Annotated in this window: 25 protein-coding genes; all 25 read right to left on the minus strand. The window is 70.0% G+C overall.

What is annotated here, in order from left to right; genetic code table 11:
* Positions 1–2: 2 nt before the first annotated feature.
* Positions 3–3,476, minus strand: a complete 3,474-nt coding sequence (locus CP974_RS05880; protein WP_051839010.1) for a phage tail tape measure protein — start codon at positions 3,474–3,476, stop codon at positions 3–5.
* A gap of 16 nt (positions 3,477–3,492) precedes the next feature.
* The gene (locus CP974_RS05885; RefSeq protein WP_051839012.1) at positions 3,493–3,780 is read right to left on the minus strand and encodes a hypothetical protein; all 288 of its coding nucleotides are present in this window, start codon (positions 3,778–3,780) and stop codon (positions 3,493–3,495) included.
* Between the two features lie 134 nt (positions 3,781–3,914).
* The gene (locus CP974_RS05890) at positions 3,915–4,256 is read right to left on the minus strand and encodes a hypothetical protein (protein ID WP_031129152.1); all 342 of its coding nucleotides are present in this window, start codon (positions 4,254–4,256) and stop codon (positions 3,915–3,917) included.
* A gap of 2 nt (positions 4,257–4,258) precedes the next feature.
* Positions 4,259–4,612, minus strand: coding sequence for a hypothetical protein (locus CP974_RS05895; protein ID WP_031129153.1), 354 nt, complete (start codon positions 4,610–4,612; stop codon positions 4,259–4,261).
* Between the two features lie 78 nt (positions 4,613–4,690).
* Positions 4,691–5,461 carry an Ig-like domain-containing protein gene (locus CP974_RS05900; RefSeq protein WP_031129154.1) on the minus strand — a complete coding sequence of 257 codons (771 nt, stop codon included), beginning with the start codon at positions 5,459–5,461 and terminating at the stop codon, positions 4,691–4,693.
* Positions 5,462–5,514: 53 nt separating this feature from the next.
* On the minus strand, positions 5,515–5,892 hold the full coding sequence (locus CP974_RS05905) for a hypothetical protein (RefSeq protein WP_223844633.1): 378 nt from the start codon (positions 5,890–5,892) through the stop codon (positions 5,515–5,517).
* Between the two features lie 44 nt (positions 5,893–5,936).
* Positions 5,937–6,218: a hypothetical protein gene (locus CP974_RS05910; protein ID WP_031129156.1), complete on the minus strand. Its 282-nt coding sequence runs from the start codon at positions 6,216–6,218 to the stop codon at positions 5,937–5,939.
* Between the two features lie 8 nt (positions 6,219–6,226).
* Positions 6,227–6,568, minus strand: a complete 342-nt coding sequence (locus tag CP974_RS05915; RefSeq protein WP_031129157.1) for a head-tail adaptor protein — start codon at positions 6,566–6,568, stop codon at positions 6,227–6,229.
* Positions 6,565–7,110, minus strand: a complete 546-nt coding sequence (locus CP974_RS05920) for a head-tail connector protein (protein ID WP_031129158.1) — start codon at positions 7,108–7,110, stop codon at positions 6,565–6,567. Before CP974_RS05920 ends, CP974_RS05915 begins: the two co-directional genes overlap by 4 nt.
* A complete protein-coding gene (locus CP974_RS05925) occupies positions 7,103–7,324 on the minus strand; it encodes a hypothetical protein (protein ID WP_140160858.1) in 222 nt (73 codons plus the stop codon). Before CP974_RS05925 ends, CP974_RS05920 begins: the two co-directional genes overlap by 8 nt.
* A 116-nt stretch (positions 7,325–7,440) precedes the next feature.
* Positions 7,441–8,778 carry a phage major capsid protein gene (locus CP974_RS05930; RefSeq protein WP_031129160.1) on the minus strand — a complete coding sequence of 446 codons (1,338 nt, stop codon included), beginning with the start codon at positions 8,776–8,778 and terminating at the stop codon, positions 7,441–7,443.
* Positions 8,779–8,786: 8 nt separating this feature from the next.
* Positions 8,787–9,623 (minus strand): HK97 family phage prohead protease, encoded by an 837-nt coding sequence (locus CP974_RS05935; RefSeq protein ID WP_031129161.1) that lies wholly within the window; start codon positions 9,621–9,623, stop codon positions 8,787–8,789.
* Between the two features lie 2 nt (positions 9,624–9,625).
* Positions 9,626–11,578, minus strand: coding sequence for a phage portal protein (locus CP974_RS05940; protein ID WP_223844634.1), 1,953 nt, complete (start codon positions 11,576–11,578; stop codon positions 9,626–9,628).
* A gap of 1 nt (position 11,579) precedes the next feature.
* Complete coding sequence (locus CP974_RS05945) at positions 11,580–11,756, minus strand: hypothetical protein (protein ID WP_223844635.1); 177 nt, start codon at positions 11,754–11,756, stop codon at positions 11,580–11,582.
* Positions 11,757–11,814: 58 nt separating this feature from the next.
* Positions 11,815–13,554 (minus strand): terminase large subunit, encoded by a 1,740-nt coding sequence (locus CP974_RS05950; protein WP_031129165.1) that lies wholly within the window; start codon positions 13,552–13,554, stop codon positions 11,815–11,817.
* Complete coding sequence (locus CP974_RS05955) at positions 13,523–13,951, minus strand: phage terminase small subunit P27 family (RefSeq protein WP_223844636.1); 429 nt, start codon at positions 13,949–13,951, stop codon at positions 13,523–13,525. The genes CP974_RS05950 and CP974_RS05955 overlap by 32 nt, the downstream gene beginning before the upstream one ends.
* Before the next feature lie 154 nt (positions 13,952–14,105).
* Positions 14,106–14,480, minus strand: a complete 375-nt coding sequence (locus CP974_RS05960) for an HNH endonuclease (protein WP_031129167.1) — start codon at positions 14,478–14,480, stop codon at positions 14,106–14,108.
* Between the two features lie 118 nt (positions 14,481–14,598).
* Positions 14,599–14,979, minus strand: a complete 381-nt coding sequence (locus CP974_RS05965) for a hypothetical protein (protein WP_031129168.1) — start codon at positions 14,977–14,979, stop codon at positions 14,599–14,601.
* Between the two features lie 142 nt (positions 14,980–15,121).
* On the minus strand, positions 15,122–15,367 hold the full coding sequence (locus CP974_RS05970; protein WP_031129169.1) for a hypothetical protein: 246 nt from the start codon (positions 15,365–15,367) through the stop codon (positions 15,122–15,124).
* Positions 15,368–15,870: 503 nt separating this feature from the next.
* Positions 15,871–16,026: a hypothetical protein gene (locus CP974_RS29470; protein ID WP_158100753.1), complete on the minus strand. Its 156-nt coding sequence runs from the start codon at positions 16,024–16,026 to the stop codon at positions 15,871–15,873.
* A gap of 4 nt (positions 16,027–16,030) precedes the next feature.
* Entirely contained in the window at positions 16,031–16,336 is a 306-nt protein-coding gene (locus CP974_RS29475; RefSeq protein WP_031129172.1) for a DUF7739 domain-containing protein, read from the minus strand.
* A 12-nt stretch (positions 16,337–16,348) separates the two neighbouring features.
* A complete protein-coding gene (locus CP974_RS05980; protein WP_031129173.1) occupies positions 16,349–16,831 on the minus strand; it encodes a DUF6197 family protein in 483 nt (160 codons plus the stop codon).
* Entirely contained in the window at positions 16,828–17,163 is a 336-nt protein-coding gene (locus tag CP974_RS05985) for a hypothetical protein (RefSeq protein WP_031129174.1), read from the minus strand. The genes CP974_RS05980 and CP974_RS05985 overlap by 4 nt, the downstream gene beginning before the upstream one ends.
* Before the next feature lie 203 nt (positions 17,164–17,366).
* Complete coding sequence (locus CP974_RS05990; RefSeq protein WP_031129175.1) at positions 17,367–19,391, minus strand: hypothetical protein; 2,025 nt, start codon at positions 19,389–19,391, stop codon at positions 17,367–17,369.
* Positions 19,391–20,680 (minus strand): SPFH domain-containing protein, encoded by a 1,290-nt coding sequence (locus tag CP974_RS05995; protein WP_037936757.1) that lies wholly within the window; start codon positions 20,678–20,680, stop codon positions 19,391–19,393. Before CP974_RS05995 ends, CP974_RS05990 begins: the two co-directional genes overlap by 1 nt.
* Positions 20,681–20,693: the final 13 nt, after the last annotated feature.

The following is a 20,693-nucleotide window of genomic DNA, read 5'->3' on the forward strand; positions in this document are numbered from 1 at the left end:
GGTCACCTCCTTCGCGGAGTGCTGAGAGCGGAGCGGAGGGACTGCATGCCGGCAACCACGCGGCCGTCGGCCCGGTCGTCGACATAGGCGCGGAACTCCTGCCCGTCGACCACCAGCAGCAGCGAGTCCCCCGGCTGGAGGCTGCCCGCAGGGCGGGTGAGCGCGGCTTGCGCTACCTGCCACTGCCGTGCGGTGAGGACGGCTTCCGGCCGGCCTGTCGCGTTCACCGCTGCTGTCACGCCAGGCATGAGCCATCCGCCCTGGTCGTAGCCCTTCGGCGGCAAGTTGGCGTTCGCCTGCTGCACCCGCGTGATGTTCCCGTACCGGGCCACGATGTAGCGGATGGCAGCCGCCACGTTGCCAACCGGGTCGAGGATGCCGCGCGACCTGAGCGACGCCGGCACGTGCGCTGCCCACGTGGGCGGGATCGTCTGCGCCAAGCCCTGCGACGGGACGCCGTTCTTGGCGTTGATGTCCCACCGGTTGGTGGCCCGCGGGTTCCACCCCGACTCACGGGTGATCAGGGTGTTCATGCCGGCGAGCCACTGCGCCATGGTGCCCGGCGGCGGCACCCCCGCCGCGGCGAGAGCCTGCGAGATGATGGCGTGCCGTCGACCGGTCGGGATTACCCCGCCGATGTCGCCCAGCCCACTGCCGCCCTTCTCGTCGGCGCGCTTGCTGAAGCCGAAGATGCTGTCGAGGATCTTGCCTGGGATGCGGCGGATAACCCCGCCGAACCCGGTCGTCGGCAGCAGCCGCAGCAGCGGGTCCACCACCGCGTTCAGCCCCGCACGGGCAGACGCCTCGATGGTGTCCGCCAACCAGGAAGCGCCCGCCTTGACGCCGTCCCACGCCGCGCTGCCGGCTCCGGCGACCTTCTTGCCGATCCAGTCGAAGATGCCTCCGTCCGCGAAGGCCGGCAGATGCAGGGCGCGCTGCACGCCGCCCACGCCGCCGCGGCGTGCGGCTGCGTTCATCGCGTGGACGTAGCCGGGGCCGACCGCGCGCGTCCACTCCGGCCGCATCACGGCCTCACCACCAGAGAGGGCCGCCAGGTGCACGTCCCGTCCCGGCGTGTAGCCCGGCAGGACTCCGCCTGTGGCGAAGCCCTTGGGGATGCGCATCTCCCGCAGCTCGGGTGCGCCGAAAGCGCTCGCCACCTTGTTCCAGACGGGGACGATGCCCTTGTTGTAGACCGTCTCGATCAGGAACTTCACCGGCTTACGGGCGATCTCCTCCAGCTTGGACCAGGCCCGGCCGATGAAGTCCTTCGCGTCCTCGAAGGACTCGCCGACCTTCTTCACCCCGTCCATGGCGAAGTCGAAGGCCGGCTTGAGGGCCTTCTCCCACAGCCACTTCGCTTTGTCTCCGATCCAGACGAACACTGGGGATACCACGTTGGTCCACAGCCAGTTGAGCACCGTTGAGACGCCGCGGATGCCAGCGACGATACCGTCAAACGCGGGCTTGATGGCGTTGGACCACAGCCACTTTGCCTTGGCGGCGATGTTCTCGAATCCCGGCTTGACGGCGTTGTTCCAAAGCCATAGGACGACTGCGCCAGCGCCGCGGAAGATGGTCACGAGACCGTTGAAGGCCGGTGTGATGACGTTGGTCCACAGCCACATGGCGACAGCCCCGACCGCCCTGAAGATGGCCATGGCGGAATCGAATGCGGGCTTCAGAGCATTGGTCCACAGCCACATGGCAGCCGTGCCGATCGCGGAGAACACTGGCGAAAGGACGGACTGCCACAGCCATGTAGCGGTCGTCGCGATGAGCAGGAAAGCCAGATAGATCGGCCCGCCAACAACGATGGTGATAATGGTTGCCAGAATCCGGGCGGCAGTGGAGATGAATCCGAAGGCGGGCTGTATCGCATTCGTCCACAACCACATCGCCGCGTCCCCGATAGCACGCAACCCGGTCATGAAGCCGGCGAAGGCGGGCTTGAGGATGCTGTTCCAGGCGTATGAAGCAGCCACCTGGATGCCTTCCCAAGCGGCCATGACCACGTTCCGGAACGTCTCGCTGCGCTGCCAGGCGATGTACACGGCGGTACCGAGGGCGAGCAGCGCGGTGACGACGAGTCCGATGGGGTTCGCTGAGAGGACCGCGTTGAATGCGGCCTGCACGGCGATGGCGCCGCGCTGGACAGCGGCCCACGCCAGGATGGCCGCCCTGTACACACTGAACACAGCCGTGACCGCGCCGACCGCTATGGCCTGGGCCGTCATGGTCAGCGTGATGCCGGCGATGAGGATGCCCAGGGGAGCAAGCCAGATCCCCCACTCGCGGAACCAGCCAACGACTGCGCTGACAACGTCGTCGATACGCCTCACCCCGGCGATGAAGCTGTTCAGGGCGGGCAGGACCACGCTGGTGATGACCACGCCGAAGGCCCCGCTGATCTGCCGCTGCAGGACCGCCAGTTGGGTACTGGTGTTGCCTCGGATCGTGTCCCCGACCTGTTTCGCTGCGCCCGCCACCTTGCCGAGGTTGGCGGCGGCCGTGGAGGGATCCATGGCCAGCAACGCCGCGCCGAGGTCCTCTGCCTGGGTTCCGAACAGGGCCACGGCGGTCTGGCTCTGCTTGACGGGATCCTTGATGCCTCGCAGCTTCTGCAGCGTGAGGTCAAGGACACCGTTGGCCGCGGTGCCGCCCTGGGCGAACTTCTTGGCCATGTCGTCGGCGTTCAGGCCGAGTGCCTTGAATCCGTCCGAGGTCGACTCCGAACCGTCGATCGCTCGGAGGGAGAACTCCTTGATGGCGTCTGCGGCGACGTCAGCGTCACGGGCGCCGGCGCGGATCGCCTGGTTGAGCAACCCGATCGATGTGGCGCCGTCCAGGCCCGCCTTGCGGAACTGCGTGCCGTACTCGTTCATCGTGTCGACGAGGTCACCGGCCTTGTCAGCCGATGACTGAAAGCCCCGGGTCAGGAGGTCCAGCGCCTGCGCGCCGTCCTTGGCCAGGCCCGTGCGGATCATCTGCGACGCGGCGTTCGCGGTGCCCGTCAGGTCCTGATCGAAGGTGCCGGCGAGGTCGGCGACCTTCGCGGTGATCGACTCGATGGCCTTCGTCGTGGCCTTCTCCGGGATCAGGCCCGATCCCATGACCGCGCGAACCGCGGCGGCGCCATCCTCGAAGCTGTCCACCACTGCCTTCGAGTACAGGGTGCCAGCGACCTTGCCAGCATCCTTGGCGCCCTTGCCGGACAAGCCCAGCTGGGCAGACAGCCGATCGCTGATCTTCTCCTTCTCCACCGCCGAAACCGTGGCCGCGACGAGCACGGCGCCCGCCGCGGCACCGGCTGCCGCCAGGCCGGCCTTCCACCGGTCGCTGAAACGGCTCCCCGACTCCTGTCCGGCAGCCTCGGCAGCGTCAGCCGACGGCCCGACGAGCTGGCGCCGCAGCTCGTCGGAGATGCCCCGTACTGATGGGATGATCTGGATCGTTGCGTAGCCGACGTTCGGCACGGGCCACCTCCTGGTGCTAGGCGATGGCGCCGCGCCGGATGGCCTCGCGCCGCTCGTGCTGTCGTCGTCGTGCGTCCTCAATGCGGGCAACCCGCTCTGGGGACGGCGCCTTCTTACGGGCTTGCTGGTCTGCCTGCTCCCACCAGCGCGGATAGCGCTTCGGGGGTTTCGGCTTGGGCTTCTTCTCGTCGCTGTTGGCCGTCACGAAGTGCCAGTCGGCGGTGGCGACCGCGTCGAAGACATCAGCCAGGAGGATCTCCTCGCCGCTCGGCTCCGGTGTGCCGCCCCGTATCGCCGTGCGCACCGCGGCCTGCGGCGACAGGCCCGCGACCAGGCTGACTAGTTCCCGCCAGGTCAGCTCCCCGGTGAAGAGGTGCCGCAGCCTGACGCCGTACTCGCGCCTGAGGTCGGCCTCGAGCGCCCTGCCGTGCCTCCGGATCAGCTCCCGGAGGCGCCGGATTCCCCCGGCTCCAGCCCGCAGTGCTGCTGGTACGCCTCGAACAGGGCCTTCATCTTGTAGCGGGGCAGGCCGAGCTTGCGGAAGCCCTCCCACTGCTCGCCGAGGGCCTCCTCGAGGACCTTGATGATGAACTGGATGTCGCCTCGCTCGATCGACTCGGCGAGGTCCCAGACGTCGAGGGCCTCCATGTGGGTGAAGGTCCAGCGCTGACCGCCGAAGTGGACGCGGAAGGGGGAGAGGTCGACCTCGGCCTTGACAGCGTCGAGGTTGAAGTCGAAGGGCTCGTTGTCGGTCGGCTTGGTCGCGGTTCGGCTGGTCATGGCTACTCGCTCTCGGTTCGCGGTTCGGGCTTGAGTACCTGGATGCGGTCGGCCAGCAGTGTCATGCGGACGGTGCTGACGCCGTCGGGGTTGAGGTTGATCTCCATGGGCTGCTTGGCGATCAGCCAGGGGAACGGCTCACCATCCACGAGGACGGCCCCGCCCGGCTGGACGGTGATCTCTCGTGCCAGCTGCGGCCTGGCGTGCTCCTTGCCGGTGGTGCCGCTGTTCGTCTCCTGTACAAGGGCTGCTGCCGCGCGACTGCGGAGGTGTCGGGGCAGATCCTCTCCGTCCTTGATGAGGCCGAGATGGACGGCCTTGCGGCAGAGGTCGTCGTCGCTGAACTTCACGTGCACGTCGCGGCTCCTCGCGGTTCGGGATGGATGACACCGGGGCGCGGCCGAACCGCGACAGAACTCCCGCGCCCCGGCGGCTCAGGCGGTGACGGTCACGTCGCTGGTGTCGGACTGACCCAGGTAGGTGGCGGTCACGGTGGCCGAACCCGCGGCAACGCCGGTGACGAAGCCCGCCGAGACGGTCGCCGTGGCCGGGTCGGAGGACACCCAGGAAGCGGTCCCCGTGACGTCCGCGGTCGACGCGTCGTCGTAGGTGGCGGTCGCGGTCAGCGCGCCGATGGCTCCGTCGGCGACGGTCAGCGTCGCAGGGGCGACGGTGAGGGAGGCGAGGATCGGGGTGGCCTGCCGGTTGAAGAGGACGCCGGCGCCGGTCGGGAAGATGGTGGCGCTGAACGTCATGGACTCCAGGTCCGTCTCGTTCTCGCCGTGATCGCCGTCGAGGGTGACCTCCGCGTAGTTCGCGGTGATGAGGCGGCGCACCTTGTCGCCCTCGCGGGTCTCGAAGGCGACCATCACCTTCGCCGGCCGCGGGACGACGATCTGTGTGGCGGACGATCCGGGCCACAGCAGGCTGTAGGTGGTCTCGTTGTCCTCGAGCGCCGTGAACGACTTCGTGAGCTTGAAGTGGTTGCGTGAGGTGCGTACCAGCAGGCCGCCCCACGCGTACTTGTCATCGGTGTCCTCGTCGCGGGACTCGGGGAATCCCTCGTCGCCGTCGAGGAGGCCGACCAGGTCCCAGTCGACGCCGAACGGCGTGTTCGCGTCAGCGGGCAGGGTCGCGGAGAGGTTGGTGGAGATGTAGACGTCCGCGTCCGTCCACAGGTTTGCCTTCAGCGGGTCGCCGGCCACGGCGTCCTCCTCGTCTCGGGTGTAGGGGGGGCGTCGCGGTTCAGCGGGGGACGTCAGGCGGGCAGAGGCTGCGGCTTGACGTTGGCGAGCACCGTGAACGTCGACAAGTCGACGCCGGAGTCGCTGTCGATCGCAGGCAGCGGCCCGGCGCCGGGGCGCACTCCGCGGATGACGGGCCCGGAGTGGACCAGCAGCAGGCCCTGGCACAGCATCGCCAGGTCGTGCGCCTGGTCGGCGTCCTCGTGCCAGATGGTGACCCTCAGCGTGCACCGGGCGTTCGCCATCGACGGATGGGGCAGGTCACCGTCCTTGCGAACGAGGACGTAGGGCAGTGCTGGTGTCTCTGGGGACCGGTCACCTGGCACGCGCGTACCGACCACCGCCCCGAGCGCGTACTGCTCGGAGCGGCCCTGCAGAGCGGTGCGTAGCACGGCCGCCCCAGCCGCCTGCACATCACCGAACACGACGAGGGGCTTCACCGCTGCCACGCCCGCACTTCGAGGCCGGCGGAGGCTGCAGCCCGGGTGAGGATGCCGTCCCTCGCCTGCCAGGCCATGGCCTGCACGTCCGCCACCACCACCGTCGCGGCGCCGCGGTCCGTGGTGTAGCCGCGTACCTCGATGGTGGTACCAGCAGGGACTAGCGAGCGCACGTTCGCGGCGACGTCCTCGGCGAGCCCGTCGACCAGGGTCCGCACCTCGTCGCCGCGCAGGATCTCGCGCACACCCGCCGAGTCGAGCCGGAAGTCGGTCAGCATGCCGCCCCCTATCCCGTAGCTCGGTCCATCACGAACTCGATGTGGTGGACGGCATCGGTGAACAGCTCCGGCCAGACCGCGACCTCGCCGTCCACGTCGAACAGCTGGCCGCGCCACTCGATGCGGTCTGCCGCCCGAATGTCCGGCGCAGTGCCTTCAGCGGACTGCACCCGGTAGCCGGTGGTGGAGACGGTCCGCTCCTCCCCCACCGTCTCGGACTGACTGGCCGGCTGGATGTTCAGGCTCGATACGGTGAGCCGATCCGCACTCGACCAGTCCGGGATCGTGTTCCCGCCCCGGTCGACCTTCGTGCCGGCTCGCACCCGCACCGCGGTCTGGTTGAACATCATGGCCGGTCACCTCGGTTGAGCTGGTACCGCTCGACCGCAGCCGCCCACTGTGCGGTCACGCCGATCGCCGCCTGCACGCCGAACGTCACGGACTGGCCGCCGACCGTCCGGGTCTGCACTCCCGGATCGATCCGGTAGAGGGCCCTCGCCTGGTCGATGACGACCTCGGCGATGTCCTCTGGGATCGGGTCGTAGCCGTGCGTGTAGACGACGTCGATGCAGCGCAGCCGGTCCGGCCAGCAGCCGCCCAGGCGCCGCAGGTAACCGTCCGTCGACCAGTCGACATCGGATCCGACGGTCAGCACCGCGCCGTCGAGGGCGATCGAGCCGACCGCCGTGACCGGGGCTGCTGGCAGCAGCACCGACCGCTGGCCGTTGCCGTCCAGCGTGACCGTGTCGCCAGCCACCAGGGACACCGGGTGGCGGACCGCCCCGCGGAAGCGGCGGGACGCAGCGTTCAGCGCCCACAGCAGCTTCGGGTCCGTAGCGGGGACGCCCAGTGATGCGGCCAGCTCTTCCGGGTCGGCCAGAGGCTCAGGCATCGCCCTTGTCGGATGCGGTGCGGGCCTTGTTGCGGCTCGTCGTGCGGGACTTCGCCGAGGTGTCCTCGGCAGACGCCTCGCCGGCCGACTCCTGCCGGTCGCCGGAGGCCCCCTCGAGGACGCCGTACCGCTCCGCATCGGACGCGTTCAGCTTCATCGTGGTCTTCCTGCCGCCCGGCAGCGTGACCTCGTACTCCTGCAGCGGCTCGCCCACGGCGGCCACCTCCATTCGCTGGTCGAAGGGCACGGACCGCGAGGGCGGGCCGCATGCGACGTGCTCGCCGCCGCACACCGGGCACCGCCCCCGCACGCTCCGTGAGTTGATCAGGGTCACGCCGAGGTCAGATCGATCTCGACGAACGCAGACGGCTGGATGACGCCGAACGCCGCACGCATCTCGGCGAGGATCGCCACCAGGTTCCGAACGAAGAAGTCCGCGTGGGAGTCGGTGACGGTGATGGACGCCTGCTCGCGGTCCCACAGCATCGCCTTGCGGAAGTCGCCCACATAGCCCGTGCCGGCGGGGACGGCCTCGGTCTGGATGACCGGCAGACCCCACAGGGCCGTCGCCGTGCCGGCCGCGCCCGGCCCGCCGAAGTAGAAGTCGGCGTTGCCGTTCACGGACAGGTCGATCGACTCGACGTCGGACGGGTGCAGCAGGTAGGCGTTCGGCACGCTGCGACCCACCGTGTAGACCTTCGTTTTGGCCTTGCGCAGAGTGCGCAGGCGCTGCATGTCCTCACCCGTGCCGGTCGCGTCCCAGGCCTGCGTCTGGATGCCGGAGACGTTGGCCAGGCCCTCGAAGTTCTCCCCGGTGCCGTCACCGGAGATCATCTGGTCCTCGAGCTCCTCCTCCAGGCCGTAGCGCAGGAAGGAGTCGATGAGCGTGCGGATCTGCGCCGCGTCCGACAGCGCCCGCTTGGTGATCGGGATCCAGTGCGCGATCGTCCGCACCGGGGTCGTGACCTTCGCGACGGCCAGCCCGGACTCCGGCTTGTAGCCGCCGCCCGCCACCGTCTCCAGCGCGCCGGTCGTGGTGTTCGCCGTCGGCCCCGCCGACGAGGTGGCCTCCGCCACCGGGGCTGCGTTGTTCGTCGTCGAGGTGACGCGCACGTACTCGATGGTGTCCGAGCCGGTCGTGCCGTTCGCCACCACATCGCGCAGCCGCAGCGGGCGCTGGAACAGGTCCAGTCCGACCTGCAGGCCCCGCATGTCGTTGGTGACGAACGCCCCGCCGGACGTGTCGGAGGCGCCCGTCACCAGGGACTTGTAGCTGGCGGGCATCGACTGCACCCGCGACTTCGCGCCGAACCCGCCCCGCGGGGCGGTCGCCAGCAGCCCCCGGTACGCCTCCGACTTCACGAACGACTCGCCGAGGCTGCCCTTGGCGTCGGGGACGATCAGTCCGGACGGGGTGCGGCGCTCGCCGCCCTTCTCGTCCAGCTCCACGCCCTCGCCCAGGTCCGCGAGGGCCTGCCGCATCGTCGCGGACGCCTTGGCCTTCTCCAGGCCCTCCTTGGCCTCCTTGGCCTTGGCCATGTGCTCGGTGACCTGGCCGCGCTCGCTGTCGGTGAAGTCGCGGTCCTCGTCCTCGGCCTTCTTCGCAAGGGCCTGAGCCTGCAGCAGGTGGTGCTTGAGCTGTTCCTTCAGCTCCTCGATCTTGTCCATGACTCTCCTCAGTCCGTGAGCGTAGAGACCTCGACGCCCAGAGCGTTGAGGTCAGCGAGCAGACGGAGCGAGGCGGGGCTCGGGCCGGCCGGAGCTTCCTTGGCCGCAGGCTGCGGCGAGGGCGTCTCGGGCGGGTTCGGCGTGGCCTTCTCTTCGTCGTCCGTGCTGGAAGACAGGGAGTCCAGCAGCTCCTTCGCGAGGCGCGCGATCTCCTTCACACGCTCCTCGTTCTTCGCCGACAGGGTCCTGCCAGCCTTAGCCGCCATCGCCCCCGTCAGGGCCTGGCGGAGTTCGTCGGCCTGCGCGGCGGAGGCGCCTTCGACCGCGATGCGCATGGTGGCGCCGTCGCTGCTCTTGACGTCCAGCAGCTCCGTCGCCTGGTTCGCGCCGATCAGCGTAGGGCCGACCTCGTAGAGCCTGAGCTTGCGCAGCTCGTAGTAGCCCTCGCCGTCCTTCTGATCGACCCACGCGCCCTCCTCGACGTCGTAGGCGAAGCTGAACTGCGTGACCCGGCGGCCTTTGAGCAGCTTGTACACCTGAGCGGCCTTCGAGCCCGGTTCGGTGTCGATGCGGGCCTTCACCCACAGCCCCTCCGGGCGCTCCTCCGCCTCCAGGACCTCGCCGATGTGGTAGTCGGGGTCCTGCGACATGTGGGACCACAGCACCGGGATCGGGTCGCCGCGGCCCTTCCACTCGGCCAGGGTGTCCGCGAACGCTCCCGGCGTGATCTTGTCGCCGACGCTGTCCAGGTTGTACGCCGCGACGATCGCCTCGAACGTTCCCTCGTCGGTCCCCTCGTGCTCGCCCGCCGCCTTGATGCGCACGGGGCAGCTCTTGATTCGCATCGTCACTCCGTTGCGTAGTCGAGACGGCATTTGCAGTTCGCGGTTTCCTTGGCCTCGCCCTTGCCGTCGCCGGGCCACCGCAGGCCGTTGCTGAACACGTCGTCGAGGCTCACGGCCTCGCCGTCCTGGGCCCGGTGCGACGGCCGCGGGTTCGTCCCGCCCGTGCGCCAGATCTTCCGCTTCACCCCGGATGCGCCAGCCGCGTCGTGCGAGCCGAAACCGCGCGCCTCCGTCGCCGCGGTCGCGGCCCGCACCGTCGCCGCGACCGCCCACAGCCCGGCTGCATGCTCCAACCCGGCCCGCCAGTCGTCGCCCGGGTCCGCCTGCACCTCCGCGACCGCATCCCGGCCGGCCTGCTCGTGCTGAGCCGCGTGCGTCTCCGCCGCCGCCAGCAGCCAAGGCAGCATGACCTCCGGATCCCAGCCTGCAGCCTCCGGGTTGAACGCCTCCAGCACACCCCACGCGGCCAACTGGGCGATGCGATAGCCATGCCCGGCCAGCAAGGCCTGTAGCTCCGCCAGCCGGTCCTCGGCGCCCTCGTCCCACCAGGCCAGCAGATCCGGTACACCGTCCGTCTTCGCGCCCGCCCGGGACAGCAGACGCGCCGACTGCCGGGCCGTCCACCGCTCCAGCGCAGTCGTGAACGCCTCAAGCTCCTCGTCGAAGTCGCCCAAGTCGTCCGGCCTCGCTCCGGCCGCCTTCATCAGCACCAGGCGGCCCGGCCCTTTTGGGAGTGTCGCCTCCCCCGGCTGCGGCGCCGTGTCCGTGGGCGACGCCATGCCGCCGACCAGAACGTTCATCGGGGTGATGAGGTCGTTGCCGCCGTCGATCTGCGGCAGGTTCATCCGTGCCCGAGCCTCGTTCCGCGTCAGCCACGGCGCTCCGACCGCGGTCTGCAGCTGCTGTGCCTGCTCCTCGAAGGAGCCGCGGAGCTTCTCCTGCAGGTTGAACTCGACGTACACGCCTCCCGAGTCCGGCAGGTCGGGGATCAGCTGCAGCCCGATCTCCTCCTGGATCATCTGCAGCCATGGGCCGAGCGTGTCCTGATAGAGCTGCTGATGCTGCTCTCGAATGTTGGAGAACGTCGCGTTGTCGAGGATCCCGACCATGGGCAGCGGGATGTGGTAGGCCGCCGCGACCTCCTCCCGGGTGAGCTTCCGGGCCTCGATGTACTGGGCCTTCGCCGGATCGATCGCCAGCTGCTCGTACTCCATGCCGTCCTCGAGGATCGGCGTCCCGCCGACCTGCGTGTACGAGCGCCAGCCCTCCTTGAACCGGTTCCGGGCCGTCGGGTCCCACTTCGGGGCGTCCGCCGGGCGCTTCAGGACCCCGGACAGCCGGCCGCCGTTCCGCCACATCTGCTCGCGGGCCCGGTTCGCCTCGAACTCCTCCGCCAGCAGCGACCGCAGTGCGTCGATCGGCGACGAGCCATGTCGCAGATCCACCGGGTCGTAGCCGTGGAAGTGCACCACCTGGTCCGGGGTGAGTTTCAGGTCCCCCTTGGCGCCGTGGACCTTGAACATCTCCGGCTGGAGCCAGTTGTCGCCCTCGATCGTCATCCGCGACGGCGGGATCGGGATCACCCCGATCACCCCGCCGCCGTCGGCCTTGACCTTCACCCAGAACGCCACGTCGTAGATCGCGATGTCGGAGACGAGGCGCTCGATCAGCCGGTAGCGGGTCAGCTGGGCTCCTGGCGCCGCCAGGATCCGCGGCAGCGGGTGATCCGTAAGGCGCTCCCGGTCCGTGTCCGACACCCGCCGAAACGCGTGCAGGCCGAGCTGGGCGATGTTCCGGGCCAGGAAGCTGACGACGGTGCGGATCTGCGGCTGGCAACGGTACAAGTGCGCGTACTCGTGATAGATCCCGTCCGCGAGCTGGACGTAGGAGGCAGGAGCGGCCAGCGGCGCCACCGACACCGCAGACAGCTGCCCCTGGGAGACGACGAACGCCACGTCAGCCTCCCGTTGCCTGGATGAACTCCACCCGTGACCGCTCGACGATGACCTCGCCATCCATCGGGGTGTCCGCGGCGCCGTGCTGCATCAGCGTGACGTCCCGCAGGACCAGCAACGGGCCCCGCTTGGCCCACAGCACCCCCGCGAACGCCTTGTCCGCCAAGTTCACCACCACGCGCCGGCGCAGCGCGGTACGACGCCACGGAAACCAGCCCCACACGACGGCCACCCCCTCACACGACCTCCAGGCCGCCGTCCTCGTAAGCACTCTTCACGGGCTGCTCTCGCGTCATCGCCTCAGACAAGGCGGTCACGGCCGCCGAGACAGCGTCAATCTTCTCCGCGCTGCGGGCTTTGTCCGGCTTTACGTTGCCTGCGGGGTCCATCGCCACCGCGAGGTTGTCGACCATCCACGTCACCGCCGGATTGCCGCCGTGCCGGAACATTGGACGCTCCGGCGTGCCCTTCAGCAGCAGCCGCTGCAGCTCCTTCAGCGGCGGGGACATCGTCACGAAGCCTTGGCGGACCTTCACCATCGGAGCCTCGGACTCTGCCAGCTTGTTCGTCAGGGGCACCGCCGACCACGGGTCGAAGCCGATCGACCGGACATCGAAGGCATCCAAGTCCCGCTCGACCTGTAGCTGGATGTAGTCGTAGTCCGCGACGTTTCCTGGTGTCGCCACCAACAGGCCCTCGCGCACCCACACCGACGCCGCACCCGCGGTCCGCTGGTCAAGCGCATCGACGTTGTCCTCCGGCGTCCACAGGCGCCAGATCGCGTCGAAGCCGCCCCGCTCATCGTCGGGGAACAGCCAGCACAGCGCCAGCAGGTCAGAGGTGGCTGCTAGGTCGAGGCCGCCGTAAGCCTCCCGGCCGGCCAACTTCGACTCGTCCACCAACCCCGCGTTGCAATGCCACGACTCTAGCGTGATGAACTTCGTCTCCTGCTTCGTCCGGCGGCCCAGGTGCAGCCGCAGGAACTTCGCCAAGTCGGCCGGAGACTGCTTCGCCTCATCCGACTTCGACTGCAGGTACGAACGGGTCGGCGAGACCCCGTACCCGGGGTTCGCCTTCCGCCAGGTCTCCTCGACATGCGGATCGTCATCCCGATCCGCCGCCCACACCACGCCGTACACCGACGAAGCCTCAAAGACCCGGCGAGCCAGCTTCTCAACGCGTTGCCGCTTCCGGTCGTACACCGACTCCCGCTTGCCGGAGTCCGCGGTCGTGATGATGACTACGAGCGGCTGCCGGCGTGAACCGGTGCCCGTCTCGATCGTCTCCACCAACTCGGGCGTCTTATGCTCGTGCAGCTCGTCGATGATCGCGCAGTGGATGTTCGCGCCGTGCTGAGCGCCCGCCACCGACGAGATCGGCTTGAAGTACGAGCCGCTCTTCGGATGCAGAATCACACCCTTCAGCGGCTTCACGTGCCGTTTCAGAGCTGGGGCCGCCTCCGCCAGCTTCTTCACCGGCTCGAAGACAAAGCCCGCCTGCTCCTTCGTCGTCGCCGCCGTGATGCACTGCGCTCCGCTCTCCCCGTCCGCGCAGGTCATGTAGATCGCGAGACCGCCGGCCAGTGTGCTCTTGCCGTTCTTGCGGGGCACGTCCACGTACAGCTCGCGCACGATCCGGACGTAGGCGTCCGCGTCGTCGTCCCAGCGCACCCAGCCGAACACCGGCGCCAGAATGTAAGCCACCTGCCACGGGTCGGGCCGAAGCGGCTGACCCGCCCACTGCCCCTGCGTGTGCCGCAGCAAGCTGAAGGCCTTGATGACCTTGTCCACCCGGTCCGGGTCGAACACCGCGCCCGGCGCCTCACCCGGCGACGGCGTCTGGATCAGCGGCGGGCAGTCCGGCAACGGAATCCCGCGGTCCCGCAGGTACCAGGCGACCTCCGGGCTGAGCTTGAGACGCTCCAGCTCGTCGGCATCGGGCAGCTCAGCCGAACGGGTTGTCGTCCTCGTCGCCATCGTCGGCCCCCCTCGCCAGGGCCTGCTCCGTCGACGGCGTCAGCCCGAAGTGCGCCGCCCAAGACCGCATCTCCCGGCCGGCGGCCCGCGCGATCCCTACACACGGGTGCGCGAGCTTGCCCTGCCGGGCCTCGATGACCTGGCCCTCCTCCTGCACCGTCCGCGTCGCGGTGACGAACGTCGCCCACGCCTCGCAGTACGCCGCCAGCGCCGCCCGGTCCTCCGGCTTCAGCAAGTCCAGTCTCGACAAGCCGGGAACCACGCGCTTCCACTCGGCCGCCGCCTCACGCGACAACCACGAAGGCGGGTTCGGCGGCAACCGCTTGAAGGCCGGGCCGAGGTTGACCGGCCGGCCCGCGGTGTCCTTGCCCTCCCCGCGCCCCTTGATCAGCTTCAACGCGGCAGGCTGAGCAGTACGCCCCATGATCACAGACCCCCTATCGCGGATTCTGTGCAGGCGTGTCCCTCACTGACCGCGGCGGGCCCCCTGGCGATCACGTCAGCGATTCTGACTCCCCTACCCCCTGTTGGCCTGCCGGTTCTGGCTGCCGTCAGGGGCGTCGGCGGCGCAGCCTGTTCGCTGCTGCCGCTTCGGCCTTCGACTTGATGTCGTGGCAGGGCTGGCAGATCAGCCCGAGGTTCTCCATGTCGTCGGGCGAGCCGCCCTGACTGATGGGTCGCTTGTGCTCGAGGTCGAGGACTTCGTCGTCGTCTGCCTCGCGTCCGCACATGTAGCAGGTGTTGTGGTCGCGTGCGGTGACGCGCTTCTTCAGTGAGCGCATGGTGCCGGAGCTCATGCCGTAGCGGTCCTGTTTGCGTGGCCGGTTGGCCCACGGCTGGGGCTGGTGGTCGTCGCATCGGCCGCGCTTGGTGGCGAATGCGTGGCAGCCTGCGGCGCCGCATCGGGTGGGCGGGGCTGTGGGCATGGCCGCCTCCTCCCAGGGTGCCCATTGGGAGGAGGTCTACGTCCGTGGAGGGGTGCCGCTGGCTCTGGGGCCATAGGGTTGCCCCCCTGGCCTCTCCCCCACTTACTCCCCCCGGGGGCTAGTCCCCCTTGCTGACCCCGGTGGCTTCGCCGTTGATGATGGTGGCGAGGACACGTGCCGCGCCTTCCTTCGTGGCGGGGACGGGGCAGAGCATGACCTTGTCGCCGTTCTCGATGGTGATGAACAGCTGGTTCATGTCCTTCTTGATGAGCAGCGCGAAGAGCCCTGTGAGGAGGACGCGGGTGGCGGTGACGCGCTTGCCTGCTTCTTCGCCGCGTTCGATGGTGATGCGGGCGCCTTCGATGGGGACGGGTTCCTGGTTGGGGGCCCGGAACTTTCCTCCGATGACGGTGAGCCCGGCTGCTGCTGCGGCTGTGGTGATCTGCCGCTGGCGGGCTGCTGCTGCTTTCTCTTCGGGTGTCTTCTTGCTGCCGAACACTGGCCCCCCAGGTGTGGCGTGGATGGTCGCGCCATCCTGCCGTATCCCGGGTGAAGTTGCTACTTGGAGCCGTGGCCCGCTCCGGTTCGGTGAGGGACCGGAGCGGGTGTCCTGCCGCGGCGTGGGCTGGCGGGCAGGACGTTCAGGCGGCGCGCCGCGCGCGCTGCGGCATGGGCCGGTAGGTGCGGGCCTGTTCCTTGATCTCGGGGAGGGCGTACATGGTCTTGTACTCGTGCCCGTGGCCGGCGTACTGGCGGGGGTTGCCGGTGAAGCGCTGGATTTTGCCGCGGCGGGCCCATTGGCGGATGACGGGTCCGGGGACGCCGGTTGCGGCGACTGCTTCATGCTCGTAGACGAGGTCGTCGGGGTAGAGCTGGGTGGGGTGCATGGTGCCTCCCCGAGCATGCGAAAAGCCCCCGGCGGGAGCTGGGGGCTTGTTGGTCTGTGGGCACAGTTGTGTCCCGTTGGACGCACTGTGACATCTTCCGGCCAATAGTGTCAAGCGATCACGGCTTTGGCTGGGATAGGTGTGTCCTATGCGGGAGACTGCGCGCTATGGCGACGGTGTTCTCGGTGCAGGCGGATTCGCCGGAGGAGTGCGAGCGGGAGTTGGCTCGGCTGTGTGAGGTGCTGGGGTTGGTGCCGTCGCTGCGGCCGTGCCGGTCGGTGGGCACCGACCGGTGGATGGCGCGGGCGGCGGCCCCGCGGGCGGGGCTTGTGGCCGAGTGTGCGCCCGCCCCGTCGGGCGCTGTTCCGGCGGGGCGGGTCCGGTAGCCGCGTGCAGCCAGCAGCACGGATTGGGACTCGTCCACGGTACGCCTTGGGGCTGACAGTGCGGCGGCCCCGCCGCGACGGGGGGCGCGGCGGGGCCGGTCTCAGTGTGTCAGGCGTTCAGGTGGTGGGGCAGTCCTCGTCGTCGTAGGGGTTGTCGGCGGTTTCGCAGGCGGTGTTGCAGTAGGGGTACCCGCCGGGGGCTCCGCAGAGGATGCATTCGGTGGTGCAGCGGGGGTTTGTGCTGGGCTCTCCCCACGGGTTGTGTTCGGTCATCGGGTCAGCTCCAGATCCAGGTCTCGCCGCGGGTGGCGGCGGTGTGGGCGGCGGTGGCGAGGCGGTCGGCGAGGTCGACCCACTGACGGGGCATGAGCGGGTGTTGGGCGGCGGTGCGGAGGGCGGTCGCCATGCGGGCGGCGTCTCGCGGGCGGATGTGGATGGGGTCGCCGCTGGATGCCTGGAGGCACGGGGCGAGCTTCTTCCAGTCGCGGGCGGGGAGTACGTGGGCGACGTGCTGGGCGAGTTCGTCGATGGCGCCGTAGGGGCGGATGATGCGCGGGGTGCTGTGAGAGATGGTCCAGCCCATGACGGGGTCCTTTCAGAGGTGGTTGGTGGATGCGGTGCGTGCGGCGTGGGCGAGGGTGCGGAGGATGGGCCCGGCGCTGGTCTGCTGGTCGTTCCAGGCGGGGACGGTGGGGGTGTCGGGGAGTTGCTGCTGGATGACGTCGAGGAGGTAGGCGCACGCCTGGTCGGCGTGCCCGCTGCGGTCGGCGACGCGGATGGCTCCGACGGTGCAGAGGGCGCCGCGGGTGTTGCGCTGCTGGCGGGTGGTCCAGCCGTCGCGCTGGATGCGGTCGTGGGCGCGCTGCAGGAGGTCGGCGATGGGGGTGTCGTAGGTGGGGCCGGCGGCGGGTGCGGGTGCGGTGAGGGCGACCGACGTGACCGGCAGGTGGGCGGTGTTGACCTCGAAGGCGACGGCGGCCTGGTCGAGGCGGGCGGTCATGGCGGCGTCGGTGAGGGCGAGCCGGGCGTCGAGGTCGAGGGCGGCGGGCGCGCGCCGGGTGCGGGTGGTGGTTGTCATCGCGGGGCGCCGGCCTTCTGCCGCATCTCGGGGACGGCGCGGAGCGGGTCGGGCGTGTGGGTCTCGTGGCCGTGGTCGAAGAGGGGGCGGGCGCCGGCCGGGGGGTTGGTGTGGATGCCGCCCTCGTTGCTGAGGACGTACTCGGCGGATCGGCTGCTGCCGGCGGCGCACCAGCCGAGGATGCGGCGCTTCTCGAAGCGCCACTCGCGGTAGACGGTTTCGGTGCCGCCGGCGGGGTGGAGGGCCTCGGTCGCGGTGTAGTAGGTGACGCCCTCGCGGAGGTCGGCGAGGAGGCGCTTGAGGCCGGATCGGGTGGGCTCGTAGGTCGTCATGACGGGGTCTCCTTTGAGTCGGGGTCTTCTGTGACATTTAGGGCGTGACGGGGCGCGTGACGGCCCGTGACGTCGCAGGTCAGAGCGGTGGGGGTGGGCGTGACGGGGGCGTGACGCGTCACGGGCAGATCGGCCTCGTCACGCCCCCGTCACGGGGGGCGTCACGGCCTTGACCTGCGGCGTCACGCCCCCGGTTTGGCCGCTCAGGCGCCCTGAGGGGCCTCTTCGCCAGCCAGTTTGATCAAGGTGTCGAGGTAGTAGCCGCGGCCCCCGCGCCACTGCCGTGTCTTCATGTCGACCGCCGGGTCTATGGCGGCGGCGGCTTCGCGCAGGCCCTTGAGGTACCGGTCGCGGGCGGCCTCGGTCTCCTCGCCCTCCTTGGGCCCCCAGCTCTCCGGGGCGGCTGCGGCCACGTACTCGTACAGGTCATCGGTGGTCAGCCGCTCGGGGTCCCCGGCGGCGGTGAACGCGGACCGCGCCAGCTCGATCGGCTCGGGCAGCGCCTCGTGGGGCTGGACGGTGTCGAGGTCGTCGAACGAGACCCCGGCGGCCTGGAGGGAGACGGCGTCGATCCAGGGCCGCCCGGCGGCGGCGCGCTCGGCTGCACGCTGCTTGCCCTCGTTGGGGCTCATGGCGATGACCTTGTGGATCAGGGGTTCGGTGGATCCGGCGCCCATGATGTAGACCTTGCCGGCGTCCGCGGGGTCTTCGCCCTGGGCGGGGTGGAGCCGGTCGGGCCGCCATCCGTTCGCGCCGGCGCCGGCGCCGAAGACCTGCACGATGTCCTGGTGCCTGCTGGGGCCGACGATCTTCAGGGCGACGCTGTCGGCGATGGCCGCGCCGATCGCATCCTTGGTGGCCTCCTGGGCGGCCAGGCCGATCTGCACACGCGACTTGCGGCCGACGCGGAGGATCGCTACGACGAGGGCCTTGGCGCGCTGCGACAGCTGCGGGTACTCGTCGACGAGGGCGACGATCGCCGGATACTCCCGCGAGGGCACCCAGTTGTCGCCCATGCCCAGCTTCCCCAGCAGCGTGGCCCGCGCCGTCGCGATCTTCAGCAGCTTCTCGAGGACCGCTTCGATGACGTGCATCTGGTCGTGGCCGACGACCCGCACGCCGACCGCCTCGGCGAGGGGCTCGAGGCCGTTGCCGCCCGGGTCGAGGTCGATGACGACGACATCGTCGCAAGCGGTGAGGATGTCGCCGATGGTGCGCATCGTGACGGACTTGCCGCCGCCGGATGCGGCGATGTTCACGAAGTGCAGCCCCAGGAAGCTGACCTCGGTGGGGGCGCCGTCCATGCGCATGGCGATCAGGCTCTTGTCCCGCATGCGGATGCTGCGCGGCGGACGGTCGGGCAGGACGGGCATCCGCGCGAAGGGGTCGCCCTCGACGAGCCGCAGCACGACCTGGGCGCGCTTCTCCCTGCGCGGCTGGCACAGCAGCCCATCGGTCGGCAGGTCGAGGGGCGTCTCGAGCTCCGGGGCCTTGGCGATCAGCTCGGACGGGGTGCCCTTGCGCAGCCACACCGTGACCTCCCAGCCCCAGTCGTAGCGGCGCCCGGCCTCGACCTTGGCGACGGCGATGCCCTCGGAGACGAGGGCCCGGCGCACGCACTCGGCGGCCTCGGTGCGGGTGCGGGCATCGGAGATCGGGAACGGCTCGCCGTCAGCGGCGCCGATCTCGATGACCCCCGGGTCGTCCTGCTCGATGATCAGGGCGGGCCGGCCGCGCAGGGCGCCGTAGGTGATGGTGGCGAGCGCCATGACGAGGGACAGCCACAGTCCGCCCTGCGCGACGGCCACTCCCCCGGCGGTGAGGGTGGGTGTGGCGGCGGCGGCGGTCTTCGCCGCGTACATCTTTCGGTGGCTCGTGTAGTCGGCGCGGCGCCGGGCCAGCATGCGCCGGGCAGCGTCCTCGGCGGCGGCGTCGCCCGCGGCGGCGGCCAGCTCGGCGCGGGCGGTGCGGATCATCTGCGGGTGCCCGTCGCGCCAGCCGTCGGCCCAGCGGCGGGCGAGGCGTCCGTACCCGCGGAGGGTCCAGCCGATGTACAGCCGGTTGTCGACGGCGTGACGGCCGGCCTGCCGGGCGAGTTCCTGGGAGGAGAGGATCCACGCCGGCTGGGCCTTGCCGAGGTGCTCGACGATGGTGCCCTCGAGGGGCTCCTTGACGAGGGAGAGGTGCGGCCGGTCGTCGGTCGGCGTGGGGTGGGCGGCGGTGGTCATCAGGCGTCCTTCGCGGCGTCACGGGAAGCGTTCTTAGCGGTGATGGACGCCTGCTTCCGGGCAGCGGACACGTAGCGCGGGGTGTCTCCCTTACTGCGCCGTCCAGCCCTCGCAGGAGGGCTGTAGACGCGGGCCTTCGCCGAGGGGGGCATTTGCGATGCACGCTGGCCGTTTGTCGCCTTGACGGGGGTGTTTCCGGGCACTTCGGAGCGGGCTGCGGCGACACGTCGTGCGGCGGCGTTGCGGGAGCGGATGATGTCGACAGAGTCACCCGGCTCAACACCGTTGATGTCGGTGTAGGCACGCTGCCACACAGCCTCGGTGACGGCGGTCTCACCGAGCGCCGCAGCGAGCTTCTGCGCGTGCTCCCACTCTGTGGGGTACATCCCCGCGCGGTGCTCGGCGAGCTTCTGCGCGGCCTCCGCGGCAGCCTTCTCCGCTGCTTCCTTCTCGGCCTTCGCCGTGGCCTCTCGGGCTGCCTTCTCGGCGGCGGCCTTCTTCTGCGCCTTCCGCTCGGCGCGGCGCTGCCGCCACGTCTGCTTCCCGTCGCGGCGCCGGATCCGGCCGTGCTCGTGGAGGTCCCACACGCCCGGGCCGGCGAGCGACGCGAACGCCGTACCGATCGCCGTCGCCGGGTCGAACGCGGCGAGGCCGTGCGCGAGGTTGATGCCCGCAGCGATGAACGCGAGGACCCACGCGATGGTGCGGTAGTGCCAGTGCGGGCGGTGCTCGTCAACCGCCGCCGCGGCGCCCTTCAGGACGACCCACGCCCCACCCTCAAGAACGAGCGGAGCGACGAGAAGCCACGGGGCGTCCTTCGACCAGAAGGCTGACATCTGCACGGGGAGGGCGACGATCGCACACACGACCGCGAAGAACAGAGCGGCGGTGCGCCACGCCTTGGCGGACTCGCCGCGCTTCGCCTCCTCGGCCTGCGCCTGCTGCTTCTCGGCCTCGGCGGCCTTACGGGCTTCCGCCGCGGCGCGCTCGACCTCTTCGCGCTTCGCCTTCGCCTCGGCGATCTTCGCCTCTTCGACGGCCTTCTCACGGGCCAGGCGCAGGGCGGCACGCTCGTTGGCGATGCGCTGCTGCTCGGCCTCGGCCTCGGCCTTGATGCGCAGGGCGTCGGCTTCGGCCTGCGCCTTGATGCGGCGCTCCTCGACCTCGGCGGCGGCCAGGGCGCGGACCCGCTCGGCCTCGGCCTCGCTGATCGACGCCCGGGCCCACGACTCGGCCTGGGACATCAGGGGCACCTCGGTGCCGTTGACGTGGTCGGCGGTGGCAGTCATGGTCTTCCTTCCT

The sequence above is a fragment of the Streptomyces fradiae ATCC 10745 = DSM 40063 genome, from assembly GCF_008704425.1.
GTDB lineage: Bacteria > Actinomycetota > Actinomycetes > Streptomycetales > Streptomycetaceae > Streptomyces > Streptomyces fradiae.